Annotated in this window: 13 protein-coding genes, 2 tRNA genes and 1 pseudogene; 8 read left to right on the forward strand and 8 right to left on the reverse strand. The window is 38.8% G+C overall.

Features of this window, described 5'->3' with window-relative positions; all coding sequences use genetic code 11:
- Positions 1-23: 23 nt before the first annotated feature.
- The 5 genes and pseudogenes from HGD76_RS15410 to HGD76_RS15430 all read left to right on the forward strand — a co-directional run bounded on the left by HGD76_RS15410 (position 24) and on the right by HGD76_RS15430 (position 2707).
- Entirely contained in the window at positions 24-977 is a 954-nt protein-coding gene (locus HGD76_RS15410) for a PhoH family protein (RefSeq protein ID WP_168696305.1), read from the forward strand.
- Between the two features lie 53 nt (positions 978-1030).
- Positions 1031-1444: pseudogene (locus tag HGD76_RS15415) on the forward strand (ChuX/HutX family heme-like substrate-binding protein); the annotation flags it as partial.
- 83 nt (positions 1445-1527) lie between these two features.
- Positions 1528-2304 (forward strand): DUF6816 family protein, encoded by a 777-nt coding sequence (locus HGD76_RS15420; protein ID WP_168696307.1) that lies wholly within the window; start codon positions 1528-1530, stop codon positions 2302-2304.
- Positions 2305-2469: 165 nt separating this feature from the next.
- Positions 2470-2552, forward strand: a tRNA-Tyr gene (locus HGD76_RS15425).
- An 83-nt stretch (positions 2553-2635) separates the two neighbouring features.
- Positions 2636-2707 (forward strand) — tRNA-Thr (locus tag HGD76_RS15430).
- A 560-nt stretch (positions 2708-3267) separates the two neighbouring features.
- Here the strand turns inward: HGD76_RS15430 and HGD76_RS15435 are convergent.
- From HGD76_RS15435 to HGD76_RS15455, 5 genes are all read right to left on the reverse strand, one after another.
- On the reverse strand, positions 3268-3774 hold the full coding sequence (locus HGD76_RS15435) for a hypothetical protein (RefSeq protein ID WP_168696308.1): 507 nt from the start codon (positions 3772-3774) through the stop codon (positions 3268-3270).
- A gap of 152 nt (positions 3775-3926) precedes the next feature.
- Positions 3927-5282: an aminopeptidase P family protein gene (locus tag HGD76_RS15440; RefSeq protein ID WP_168696309.1), complete on the reverse strand. Its 1356-nt coding sequence runs from the start codon at positions 5280-5282 to the stop codon at positions 3927-3929.
- A 74-nt stretch (positions 5283-5356) separates the two neighbouring features.
- On the reverse strand, positions 5357-6262 hold the full coding sequence (rsmH, locus tag HGD76_RS15445) for a 16S rRNA (cytosine(1402)-N(4))-methyltransferase RsmH (protein WP_168696310.1): 906 nt from the start codon (positions 6260-6262) through the stop codon (positions 5357-5359).
- A gap of 22 nt (positions 6263-6284) precedes the next feature.
- Complete coding sequence (locus HGD76_RS15450) at positions 6285-6515, reverse strand: hypothetical protein (protein ID WP_148760870.1); 231 nt, start codon at positions 6513-6515, stop codon at positions 6285-6287.
- Between the two features lie 58 nt (positions 6516-6573).
- Positions 6574-7005, reverse strand: a complete 432-nt coding sequence (locus tag HGD76_RS15455; RefSeq protein WP_168696311.1) for a hypothetical protein — start codon at positions 7003-7005, stop codon at positions 6574-6576.
- Between the two features lie 452 nt (positions 7006-7457).
- Here HGD76_RS15455 and HGD76_RS15460 point away from each other — a divergent pair, with 452 nt between their 5' ends.
- Entirely contained in the window at positions 7458-8642 is a 1185-nt protein-coding gene (locus tag HGD76_RS15460) for an NAD(P)H-quinone oxidoreductase subunit H (protein WP_168696312.1), read from the forward strand.
- Positions 8643-8753: 111 nt separating this feature from the next.
- On the opposite strand, the gene HGD76_RS15465 is transcribed toward HGD76_RS15460, so the two are convergent.
- The 3 genes from HGD76_RS15465 to purT form a co-directional block, all read right to left on the reverse strand.
- A complete protein-coding gene (locus HGD76_RS15465; RefSeq protein ID WP_168696313.1) occupies positions 8754-9407 on the reverse strand; it encodes a hypothetical protein in 654 nt (217 codons plus the stop codon).
- A gap of 197 nt (positions 9408-9604) precedes the next feature.
- The gene (thiD, locus tag HGD76_RS15470) at positions 9605-10423 is read right to left on the reverse strand and encodes a bifunctional hydroxymethylpyrimidine kinase/phosphomethylpyrimidine kinase (protein ID WP_168696314.1); all 819 of its coding nucleotides are present in this window, start codon (positions 10421-10423) and stop codon (positions 9605-9607) included.
- A 30-nt stretch (positions 10424-10453) separates the two neighbouring features.
- Positions 10454-11623, reverse strand: a complete 1170-nt coding sequence (purT, locus tag HGD76_RS15475; protein ID WP_015083617.1) for a formate-dependent phosphoribosylglycinamide formyltransferase — start codon at positions 11621-11623, stop codon at positions 10454-10456.
- Between the two features lie 138 nt (positions 11624-11761).
- Here purT and HGD76_RS15480 point away from each other — a divergent pair, with 138 nt between their 5' ends.
- Together HGD76_RS15480 and HGD76_RS15485 are read left to right on the forward strand one after the other, a co-directional pair.
- Positions 11762-12241 carry a hypothetical protein gene (locus HGD76_RS15480; RefSeq protein WP_168696315.1) on the forward strand — a complete coding sequence of 160 codons (480 nt, stop codon included), beginning with the start codon at positions 11762-11764 and terminating at the stop codon, positions 12239-12241.
- Between the two features lie 567 nt (positions 12242-12808).
- Positions 12809-13420, forward strand: coding sequence for a GerMN domain-containing protein (locus HGD76_RS15485; RefSeq protein WP_168696316.1), 612 nt, complete (start codon positions 12809-12811; stop codon positions 13418-13420).
- Positions 13421-13434: the final 14 nt, after the last annotated feature.

Consider the following 13434-nt stretch of genomic DNA (forward strand, 5'->3'; position numbering starts at 1 on the left):
TTTTTACCCAATTCAGCAATAATATGGCAGATGATTCCATAATTCAACTGCCTAGTATGTCCAGTGCGATCGCTCTAGCTGGATATGGTGAGGCAAATATCAAGTTATTATGCCAACAAACAGGAGCTAACTTAGTTCTGCGGGGACAAGAATTATTAATTTCGGGAACACCTAAACAGGTAGAATTAGTAAAGCGATTAGTGCGATCGCTAGAAAATTTGTGGAGTAAAGGTAATCATATCTCTAGTGCTGATATTCTCACAGCCCGTCAAGCCCTGGACACAAATACAGAAGACCAATTACAAGACCTACAGCGCGATATCCTCGCCAAAACTCGCCGAGGTTTTGAAATTCGCGCTAAAACCTTTCACCAGCGCCAATATATAGACGCACTTCGCAGACGGGATTTAACCTTTTGTATCGGTCCTGCGGGAACAGGAAAAACCTATCTCGCGGTAGTTATCGCCGTTCAAGCCCTACTCAGTAATCAATTTGAACGGCTGATTTTAACCCGTCCCGCAGTGGAAGCAGGGGAAAAACTCGGCTTTTTACCAGGAGACTTACAGCAAAAAGTCAATCCCTATTTACGTCCTCTTTATGATGCCATTAATGAATTCATAGATCCCGAAAAAGTCCCCAATTTAATTGAACGGGAAATCATCGAAGTCGCACCACTAGCTTATATGCGAGGACGAACATTAAATAACGCCTTTATCATCGTTGACGAAGCTCAAAATACCACACCGGCGCAAATGAAAATGGTTTTAACCCGATTGGGTTTTAACTCCCGCATGGTGATTACAGGTGATGTTACCCAAACTGATTTACCACATTATCAAAAATCAGGTTTAGATGTAGCTTTGCAAATTCTCAGAAACGTGGAAGGAATTGCGATTTGCGAATTTTCCCAAAAAGATGTGGTGCGTCATCCTTTAGTGCAACGAATTGTTGCTGCTTATGAGAAATACGAAACGTAGTACATTTAAATTGGTCATAAATCTGAAATGAAACACTAACAACTAAACAATCAACAAATATGACAACAACATTGAAAGAATTTTTAGAATCTTGTGAAACCTTGGGAACTTTACGCCTAATTGTCACCAGTAGCGCCGCTGTTTTAGAAGCTAGAGGAAAAATAGAAAAGCTATATTACGCCGAATTACCAAAAGGTAAATATGCGAATATGCACACCGAAGGCTTTGAATTTCATTTGAATATGGATATGATTCAACAAGTGAAATTTGAAACAGGTGAAGCTAAAAGAGGGAATTTTACAACCTATGCAATTCGGTTTTTAGATGCAGAAGAAAAACCTGCATTAAGCCTCTTTTTGCAATGGGGTAAACCAGGAGAATACGAACCAGGACAAGTAGAAGCTTGGCAAATTTTAAAAGAAAAGTATGGGGAAATTTGGCAACCTTTAGCCCTAGAAACCTTATAATTTTGAAATCCCTAGATCCTAGATCCCCGACTTCTCAAAGAAGTCGGGGATCTAAACTAAATAAATGTTATTAATTGTTGAATATGGTGATAAAAATAATTATTAGCTTTTGCTTAATGCTTTTTTTGTTCTTAGGAAATAATGAAGCCCAGGCTGGAGAATTAGCAGAACATTTAGCCAAATTCCCCCAATGGGAAAAATTAACATCAGTCAAACCAGCCAAAGGAGATTTAGTTTACCCTGAATGGATGTCTGGGACTTGGAAAGTTACCAGCACATTAGTAGATTTAGCCGCACCTTTAGCACCGGATATAGTTACACCAGGCTTTGAAGGTAATCGTAGTCAATTAAATCAACCAATTAGTTTTTTAGTTAAATTCATAAAAGTTAAACCAACTAATTCGGGGTTAAAAATTTTTGCTAACTTCCAAAAGCAAGCATCAATATTAGTTGCAGATAGAGAATTTAATAGTTTAAACCTATCCAGAGCTTATTTAGGGAATGAGGCTGTTTTATCATCCAAAGTAGATCCTCAATCTCCCAATCGTCAAATTACATTTTTGCGGGGTGAACGGCAATTAATTTCTATTATCAGCGATCGCGCCACAGAAACAACAGCAGATGATCAATTCATTACTTCTGAAGTTTTCCAACAATTATTTAAAGGCAGTTCTCGTCCATATTTGAATACTGTAGAATCAACTACCGCTTATCAAAAGCTTTCTCCGTCATCTCCAGCCATTACCGCAGATCAAGTAACCGCTGTCTACCTTTCCCCCCAAGATCCTGATTATTTTACCGCAGGTTCTCGACCAGTGGCTTTATATCGGTATCGGCTAGAATTTTTTCCCCCATGCTGAACTTCTAACCCGCTTGTACTCTCTACAAAAAAAATGGAGAACTAATCGTGTAAATCTCGGAAACTACTTTGGAGTAAAGGATTCAGACCTTACCAAAAATATTTTCTCCAACCCCTTGCCAAACCCAGAGACTACTGCTATTATAGTTAAGCGTGGGACACAAACGGGTCGATGTCCGAGTGGTTAATGGAGACGGACTGTAAATCCGTTGGTTTACGCCTACGCTGGTTCAAATCCAGCTCGGCCCATATCCTACAGACGCTAAGAATTATAAATGCTGTACTATAAACAAATGTACAGCATTGTAAATCTTATTTTTGGTTTCTATTTTGCCCGTGTGGCTCAGTGGTAGAGCACACCCTTGGTAAGGGTGAGGTCACGAGTTCAATCCTCGTCACGGGCTTTTTAAAAGCATTTACAAACAAGTGGTTTAACGCAAGTTGAACCACTTTTGTTTTTTAGCTTCATTTTTATCAAATAACTACTTGGGCTATTTTTGCCTAAATTTATAAAAGCAGATTAATGTTAAACAGCATTAATACAAGTTAAATAACGAAAATTAGCTTAGTCTATTAGCTAACAGAAATCTCCGTGATATTTTGTTATAAATAATTTTGCAAGTTGATCTTATATTATCAGCGCGTAAACATTCCCAGGGTGTTATCTGCCATAGACACCATTTTGAGGAAATATATGCGCTATCAACCCTATGGGAAAAAACGTAATTTTTCCGTCATACCTGCTGTAAGATTTGTCAGCGTTACGTTTTTTTTTGGAACTTTAATATTTTGTGGTTTCTCTACAGGTTCGTTCATGATCTCATATCTTATATCCAGCTTAAACATTATTCAAACTACCTCAATTCCTGGTACTAAAGACAAGGAAAAGTGTGAGTCAAAAAATGAAGTTTGGCGAGATAATAAATGTTGGGATTATGAGCATAATCCCTCATTTTAAATGATTTCAATGGCTACTTTTCTTTGTGGGAGAAGTTACTGCTGCTGGTTTGGCAATTTCTTCCTTATAAAAGCGAACTACCTTCAGCACATAATCAGCAGTAAAGCCTTTCTCACAGCCTGTATAGCTACCAGTCATCCACCAACAAGCGACACCACGCACAGCACTATTTTCGTTGTTATTAGTAGCTACAAATTGCTTATTTAATTCTCGGTTGGTGATACAAGAAATAACTTGACGGGCTACTTTGGGATCATTTTCAAACTGAGTTGGTGTTAATTCTTTCTTCAAACAAGTTTTTGACCAACCTTTAAGAGTTTCTGGTTTAACTTGCCATGCGCTGTAATATCCATCATTGCGCTTTTTTGTATGGGGTGCAGCTAGTCGCAAAGCTTCTACCATTGCTGCAACTTGGGTATCAGAAACAGGCTGTTTTGCCTGTGCTAAGGACGGTAAAAATCCTAAGCTGATAATAATACCGCTAAATATGAATGCTATCGGGTTTTTGTTCATGATTTTAAAATTATTGAAAATGTCAAGATTTAGGAATGTGAATTAAATCAAGTACAATTTTAAATTTATGTAATCTAATGTTGGGTTGCGCTGTGGCTTTACCCAACCTACAAAAAATTGTAAGTTAATCACGTTATTTAGCATACTATAATTTAATAAGCAACTAAATCTTCAATAGCACTGGCTTGATTTGGTAATGCGGCTGTTAAAACCTCACTTCCTGATTCTGTAACTAATACATCATCTTCAATGCGAATTCCCCGCACATCTGAAAATTGTGCTAATCGTTCCCAATTGACTAAATATTGATATTGAGAACGAGTTTTTGGATCATTTAAAATTGCAGGAACTTGATAAAATCCTGGTTCAATTGTCACTAACATTCCTGCACGCAAGGGACGATTTAACCGTAAATAACTTAAACCAAAACGACTACTTCGGCTTCTTCCTTGATCATAGCCGGCAATGTCTCCCAAATCTTCCATATCATGAACATCTAAACCTAAAAGATGCCCAATTCCGTGGGGAAAAAATAAAGCATGAAGATCCATTTTTACTAAATCTTCTGGTTTACCTCGTAAAATTCCTAAATCTACCAAACCTTGAGCAATTACAGTTGCTGCTAACAGATGAATATCTGAATATTCTACCCCAGGGGCTAGGTTTTGAATACAAGCATCATGGGCGGCTAAAACAATATCATAAATGTCTCTTTGGGTAGATGAAAACTTCCCAGAAACAGGCCAAGTGCGGGTAATATCCGCAGCCCAACCTGTCTGGGTTTCCGCGCCCACGTCAGCTAAAAGTAAATCCCCTGGTTGTAGAGAGTGGTAATAATGATTATTGTGTAAAACTTCACCATGAACTGTCACAATACTATTGTAAGCAGTGGTCATATTTTCACCCATAATTACTACTTCCATTGTGGCACGGACTTCGGCTTCGAGTTTAGCTGAAGGTGTTGCCGCCATTCCGGCTTTGTGGGCTGTTACACTCACTGCCGCAGCTTTACGTAATTCTACCAAGGCGGCTGCGTCGTGGGTAAGTCGCAGGGAAACAATGGCTTTTGCTAATTCTAAATCAATTCCTGACAGTGGATTTTTTGGTAAAATCCGGCGATTTAAAAGTTGGGTTTGCTGTGTCCAAGTAGTTGCATCTTGTACAGGAAGAGTCGCCACATTTTCTAAATAATTTCCTAATTCTGCCATGGTTTTGGCTTCATCCGCACCTATTTTGGCAGCAATTTCTTCTCGGCTGGGGGTTTCTCCATGCCACAGGGCGCTACTGGGGTGGGGGTCATCTATAAATAGTTGTAGCTTGCCACTTTCTAGGCGAATGGCGGCGTTTTCGAGGGGAATTCCAGCGAAATAGAGGAAATGGCTGTTAGCACGGTGGGGGAAGGTATTGGCTGGGAAGTTGCGGGGACTGCTACCACCAGACCAAAGAATGGCGGGAAAGCCTATGATTTCTGCTAGTTTTTGGCGACGGTGACGGAGGGTGGTTTGCATGGGAAATCTAGATTAAGGTTTCGCGCAAAGGCGCTAAGGAGCAAAGGCGCAAAGGAAGAAGGAGTTTAAGGGTGTCAATTATCTATGTTTTTCTTTTCTGCTATTCTCAATTTAGCAGAACGGGAACGGGGGTTTTGTTTTATTTCTTCTTCTGTGGCAATTATGGGTTTTTTTGTCAATATCCTCAATAATGGCGAATTTCTCAAACCATGTTTAACTGGTCTGTCTTCTAAGCTGTGAAAGCTGATTATTGCGATTCTTCCTTCAGGAATAAGGGCGTTTGGGGCTTTTTCTATGAGGGTTTCTAGGACTTTTAATTCGTCGTTGACAGCAATTCGTAAGGCTTGAAAAACACGAGTTGCGGGGTGAATTCTCCCATGTCGATATTTAGGGGGGACGGAGTATGCGATCGCATTTGCTAATTCTGTAGTAGTATCAAATGGGCGTTTCTCAACTATTCTTCTGGCTATTCTTCTCGAAAGTCTCTCTTCACCATATTTAAAGAATATATCTGCTAATTCTTTTTCGTCCCATTCATTTATAATATCTCCAGCGGTGAGGGATTGTTGTTGGTTCATTCGCATATCTAAGTTTGCGGTATTTCTAAAACTAAAACCTCGTTCTGGATGATCTAAATGATAGGAACTTACTCCCAAATCTGCTAAAATTCCATCATAACTATTTTCGATAAATTGGTAATTGGCAAAGTTGCTATGAATAAAATTAACTCTATCCCCAAACTCTGATAAATTCTCTTTTGCGGCTTTTAAAGCATCCTCATCTTGGTCAACACAAGTTACTTTTACATCTTCAGCAGTTTCTAATATTAAGCGACTGTGACCACCACCACCAACGGTTAAATCTAAATAATTTCCACCAGGTTGGATATTTAAACCTGTAATCACTTCTTGACTGAGAACGGGAATATGGGAAAATGTAACTTCTTCTAAATCTAGGGGTGTTTGTGAATCTGATTTCATTATTAAATTATTGAGAGTAAAATTAAGAAGCAAGTTTGGCGTTTATAAAACTGAAGATTTTTTCTAATTCTAATAAACCTGCTAGTTCTGGTTTTTCATCAGCATTTAGCAAATTTTCTTTATTCTTTTCTAAGAGTTCTTCTAAACGAATCTGTAACTCTTCAGTAAAGGAAAAAGGACGAAATTGATCTGAAAGATTCAGGTTTATTCCATTTGGTAGCCAAGATGAGGGTTGTTTCATTAATTCTTTCATGGATATCTCCTTGATTGACAATTTTGGTTAACTAAGTTTAGATAATACTTTTGGTTTATTAAAATGTAACTGCTTTTTGCTTTTCAATGACAGGATTAAAATCAATTTCTTTCCAATCTTTAAATAATTCAGCAATTTGTTCGGGTGTTGTAAAATTATCTGTGAAATATTCAAATTTGCCAAAATTAAGATTGAGAAAAAAACTCAAAAAACTACAATGATCTTTTGCACCAAAACCAAGTAGACAATCAACACGCAAATTATCTATACTTGTTCCATATTCATGAATAATATCACAGATTTTTTCAATTTTACTAGAATATTTATGACATAATTCTAATAATTCAAAAGGATTTTTACCGATTTCACAAAATAACTCTATTGCTTGATAGGTTAAATTTGTAGGACGATATTTAAAATCAACTAATGATTGACAAATATCTAAGGCTTCAACGAACTTTTGTTCCTGGTATTTTTGCAGATAATTCATAATTTAATCATATCCATTCAAAAACTCCGTTTCTCTTCCTCCGTGCCTCTGCGCCTCTGCGTGAGCTAAGATTTAACCATAGATATTAATTAGAGTAATTATAAATTAAATCTATCTTAACTACCAGCAAAATCACCAAGACCTTGATACAATTTTAGTTTAGTCATCCAAACCGCGAAGATTTCTCCCCATTCCCACACCCCCCAGGTACATGAAAAAAATCCAGATTCTCAATCCCTGATATATCAAGCTTCCCTATAATAATTGAAGTAGCGGCACAAAATAAAACATCAAGTCCAAAACCGACTCTGCTATTCTCTCTCCAACGTCACCCTGTAGAGATAATCTAGAAATTATCCCTATAAGCTAAATTTTGGCAGACAATAACAATCGCAGCAGGTTAATCTTAGCGGGTCAATTTACAACATCCACAACGGGAGAACAGCAAATCTATGAGTAGAATAGAAACCCGCACCGAACCAATGGTGCTAAATATGGGACCTCACCACCCATCAATGCACGGGGTTTTGCGACTAATTATGACCTTAGACGGTGAAGATGTCGTTGACTGTGAACCAGTCATAGGCTACCTACACCGGGGAATGGAGAAAATTGCCGAAAACCGTTCGACAATCATGTACGTTCCCTACGTCAGCCGTTGGGACTACGCTGCGGGGATGTTTAATGAGGCGGTGACAGTCAACGCACCAGAAAAATTAGCAGGTATCACCGTACCCAAACGCGCCAGCTATATCCGCGTGATTATGCTGGAACTAAACCGCATTGCTAACCACCTATTATGGTTTGGTCCGTTCCTCGCTGACGTGGGCGCGCAAACACCCTTTTTCTACCAATTCCGAGAACGGGAAATGATTTATGATCTGTGGGAAGCTGCAACTGGCTACCGCATGGTAAATCACAACTACTTCCGCGTGGGTGGTGTTGCTGCTGATTTACCCTATGGTTGGGTAGATAAGTGTTTAGATTTCTGCGACTATTTTATCCCTAAAGTTGATGAATATGAACGTTTAGTTACCAATAACCCCATTTTCCGCCGCCGCATTGAGGGTTTGGGAACTATTACCCGTGAAGAAGCGATTAACTGGGGACTTTCTGGACCAATGTTACGCGCTTCTGGGGTGAAATGGGATTTACGGAAAGTTGACCACTACGAATCTTACGACGATTTCGATTGGGATGTCCAGTGGGAAACCGTTGGTGATTGTCTTGCCCGTTACATGGTACGGATGCGAGAAATGCGCGAATCTGTAAAAATCATTCGTCAAGCCATTGCTGGCTTACCCGGTGGTCCCTACGAAAACCTGGAAGCAAAACGGATAATGGCTGGGAAAAAATCTGAATGGGATGCTTTTGATTATCAGTTTGTTGCTAAAAAAGTTTCTCCTACTTTCAAAGTTCCCCAAGGTGAAATTTACTCCCGCGTTGAAAGTGGAAAAGGAGAATTGGGAATTTATTTAGTAGGTGATAATAATGTTTTCCCTTGGCGCTGGAAAATCCGCGCCGCAGATTTCAACAATTTGCAAATTCTTCCTCATTTACTGCGGGGAATGAAGGTTGCGGATATCGTTGTTATTCTTGGTAGTATTGACGTAATTATGGGTTCTGTTGATAGATAATCAATCTTGATACTCCAGGAATTAAATGTGTATCTTCTGGAATCCTTGTAGAGATGTTCCATGGAACGTCTCTACATTATTGACCACCTAATGTCTAATTGTTTTTAATTTTTAATTTTTAATTGTTGCAGGTTGAATCTGATTTTGGAATAAAGGACGGACAATTAAATATCCAGCCGCAAAACCAGTTAGCATAATGAATATAATAGTAATTACTAGCCATAACCCATTTAATCCTTTTGTCTGAGACTGAGGATTAGGAGAATAACGGACCTTCTTTTCTTCTATCAATACTTTTTCTGATACTGGAAAATTAACATCTTTTGTTGGTGTAACAGACTCCTGACGACCGTTTTGGGGAGGTGTAGCTTTTATTACTGCTTTTCGACGAGGGGTAGTAGGCTGTTGTCCTGGAGGTGCTGTTGTCACGGTTGGCTTATTTGTATATCTCACCTCCTGATGATTACGGGGTGTAGGTTGAGGTAGATATTCTTCTTCGTTATGAGGACACGGTGGTGCGGGAGGGCTGGGTGCTGAAGTCTCAACTAATTTTTTTAGTTCTAAGCAAGATTCAATAACTTTAGTTATTTCTTGACGCAGTTGTTGATTTTCCTGGGATAATTTTTGATTATGACTAGTAACTACATTTAGTTTAGATTGTACTGCTTGTAACTCCGCTGTCAATTCTCGGTAAACCCAAAGGGGAACAGAGGGAGGGTAGTTGTTAGGTGGTTGACTATAATTAGATCCTGTAGTTGTTTCCATGGATATTTTAGTATCAAAATACAGTAGTTAGAGTAAGGATAATCAGGAGCAGAATATAGTTATTGATGAAATTATGCCCAAAAATAAGGGAAAAATGCCCGTAACTATTTTTCTGCGTATTTCTGGGATTAAATAATTAAGCCTATCAGTATAGTAACTAATTATATGTGATTAATACAACTTTTTAAAAAATTGGTTTATTTGATCAATAATGGGAAAAAGTGGCCTACTGGTCCTTGTCCTTTGCCAATATCTAGAGAATAGGTAAGAGCATTTGTAACATATTCTTTTGCGGCTTGTACTGCTGTCCAGAGGTCTTTACCTAAAGCTAGGTTAGCAGCAATGGCCGCTGATAAAGTACAACCTGTGCCATGAGTATTTTTTGTCTCTACCTGTTTCGTTCTCAAAATCTGCAATTTTTCTCCATTAAACCAAACATCAACACCCCGCAAATTTCCAGACATTCCTCCACCCTTGACTAAAACAGCCTTTACTCCCAATTCCCTGTGCATAATTGCCGCTGCTGCTTGCATATCTACTAAAGAAGTAATTTCTAACCCGCTTAAAATCTGCGCTTCATAGCGATTTGGAGTAATAATAGATGCTAAGGGAATCAGAGTATTCCGTAAAGTTTGCACGGCATCATCATCAATTAATTGCGCTCCTGTGCGTGATACCATCACAGGATCAACTACTAAATTATTAATTTTATAAGCTGCTATTTGCTGGGCTACAGCCAAGATAATTTCTTGGTTAAGTAACATTCCCGTTTTTGCAGATTGTACGCCAATGTCCTCTACAACCGCCTGAATTTGGGCGACAACAGCATCGGATGCGATCGCATCAACCCTGCTGACTCCTACAGTATTTTGGGCTGTAATGCAGGTAATAGCACTTGTTCCGTGGACGCAGTGAAAAGCAAAAGTCCGTAAATCGGTTTGAATTCCCGCACCCCCACCACTATCAGAACCGGCAATTGTTAAAGCAACAGGGACGAAAGTTTTGTTTGTTGTCATGATATAGTTTCAATATTAAAAATAAATATATCAATTTATTTTCACCTGACTAGCTGCTTTTGTAGCCTTTTCTCTAGCTTCGGAAATATCCCCACCTTTTGCTAAAGCTACCCCCATACGACGATAAGGATGAGCCGTAGGTTTACCAAATAACTTAATATCTACATCTTTTTCGGCTAAAGCTTCAGCTACACCAGTAAAAGTAATAGAATCAGACTTTTCGGCAGCTAAAATTACCGCACTTGCTGAAAATCCTAACTGTTCAATATGGGGAATTGGTAAACCTAAAATGGCTCGGAGATGTAATTCAAATTCATTCAAATTCTGAGAAATTAATGTCACCATTCCTGTATCATGGGGTCGAGGAGACAGTTCCGAAAAAATCACCTCATCTTTAGTAATGAAAAACTCAACACCAAAAATTCCCGCACCACCTAAAGCATCAGTAACTTTTTTGGCAATTTCTTGAGATGCTAAAATTTTATCTTCAGAAATAGCTGCGGGTTGCCAAGATTCTTGATAATCTCCTCTTTCTTGACGGTGGCCAATGGGATTACAAAAAATTGTGGGTGCGTTCCATTGTTTAATTGTCAGTAAAGTAATTTCAATTTCAAAATTAATGAATTCTTCAACAATTACCTTTTGGCTATCACCACGAGAATTAGAAATGGCATAATTCCAAGCTTTTGCGACTTCGCTGCTGTCATTAACTACAGATTGACCTTTTCCAGAAGATGACATCACAGGTTTTACAACATTAGGAAAACCAATTTCTTCGGAAATGATAATTAATTCTTCTAAAGTAACTGCATAACCATATTTAGCAGTTCTAATTCCTAATTCTTGATGTGCTAATTCTCTAATTCTGTCGCGGTTCATCGTGTAGTTAGTCGCCGCTGCTGTGGGAATAACTGTAATTCCTCTTTGCTCAAATTCTTGTAATTTTTCAGTTCTAATTGCTTCAATTTCAGGAATAATAAAATCGGGCTGATGTTTATTTACGACTGCTTCTAAATCATCAGCACTCAGCATAGAGATAACTTCTGCACAATCAGCCACCTGCATCGCCGGAGCATCAGCATATCTGTCCACAGCAATGATATAATTGCCTAAACGTTGAGCAGCAATTACAAATTCTTTTCCTAGTTCACCTGAACCAAGCAGCATTAATTTTTGGGGTAGTTTTAGTGCCTTAATCATGAATTAGATAATTTTTTATAGGTAGATGGGGTATATTCTACATTATTTTGCCTGTATTTTGATAAACAACTGTTCCTAAAGCAACTCCTTCCCCTCCTGCTCATACTCCTGAACTATTAACTACACTTAACTAAAATAATGACCGAAAATATTGATAACTCCACCCATTTAACACAAAAATGGTTAGCCGAAATTCAGTCTCTGACACAACAGATGACGAAATTTCAGCGTGAACGAGATGAAGCTTGGGAAAGTTCGCAAAAATGGCGACAACTTTATAATACCGAAGCAGAGCAACGACGTGCAGATACGAAAATGCACCAGGAAGCCATAGCATCTGTAAAAGCTGAAGAACAAAAATTTTTAGGTGTCAATACTGAAATAGGTACTGACAGCACCACAGCTATTCAGCAACAAATTGCCCAATTTAATTCTATAGAAGAGTTACAAACTCAATTAGTAGAAGTTATTCAAGAACGTGATTATTTATTACAAGCTTTGAAACTAGAGCAAGAAAATCACGCTCAAACCCGCAAAGGTCTGACTACAGCCTTAGGGGATGCTATTGATAGTCTGGCACGTTCCAGGGCAGATAGGAAGGATGCAGAGGTCTTATGAAAGTTTTTCCAGAAAACCATAGGATTTAGTTGACACTCTCCGGTCTAAAGACGCGGAGATTCTATAGAGAGTTTCAGTCTATATCCCTCAGTTATCCCAGTTTCAGGCAGGGTTCCTTAAATATTTGGGTTCTTGCCCTGATTTCGTTTGCCCTGGCGGGCGAAATCATATCTGACAAGCGTAACTTTCCGAGAGTCCCTCGGTAGCTTTTTATGTCTTTAGTGACAATTTAATTGTATCACGAATATGGATGAAAATTTGAAATTATTTCAAATTTTCAAATTAACGTCAATGCAGGATAAAGGAAAGCCTCTAGCCTTCATCCCTTGTCTAAAGCCCAAATGTGGCTTCCTGAGTCAGCCACATTTTCAAGGGTTTTCGGCGTTCTTCCTTATAAAGAGAAAGCTGACGGACTTGAAAAGATAACTCTACAATTGGAGTGAGAAGGGGGAGTGATTAGCAATAGCAGTTTATATACAAATCAAAGCATCTATTTAAGATATAACCTTTATAAACAGGCTAATTATCTTACGACTATTTCCATCCTGAATCCAGTAGGTTTTATATATGAATAACCAACAAAGAACTAACGGTATTTCTGCCGGTGCGGTAGCAGCTATTTCCGCAGCCGTAATAGCAGTAAGCGGTGGTGTGGCTTGGTTTTCTGGACAGACTCCAGAGACTCCCACACCTACCAATTCTTCGCAAACTATTAAGCAGCCAGTCAAGCAATCAACAACCCAACAAGGTAATGAACAGACTGCTAGTATATATTGGCTCAGATCCCAGGAAAATCGGCTGGATTTAGTTCCCCAACCTGTTAAAGTTGCAGCTACCCAACCCAACCAAGTTTTAGAGGCAGCATTTAAAACCTTATTAGCAGGTCCAGGTGAAGGCACAGATTCTACTACTATTCCCCAGGGGACTCAACTATTGGGACTAAAAGCCGAAAACAATGATATTCATGTGAATTTATCCGCAAACTTCACCACTGGCGGAGGTAGCACTTCTATGATGGGGCGTGTGGGACAAGTTGTATATACTGCTACTAGTTTAAACCCTAAAGCCAAGGTATATATTGAAGTCAATGGGAAACCCTTAGAGGTTTTAGGGGGTGAAGGTGTGGAATTACAACAACCACTTACCCGCGAAAGTTTTCAGAAAAATTATCCGCTTTAGTCAGTTGTTAGTAG

The organism is Dolichospermum flos-aquae CCAP 1403/13F (genome assembly GCF_012516395.1).
Classification (GTDB): domain Bacteria; phylum Cyanobacteriota; class Cyanobacteriia; order Cyanobacteriales; family Nostocaceae; genus Dolichospermum; species Dolichospermum lemmermannii.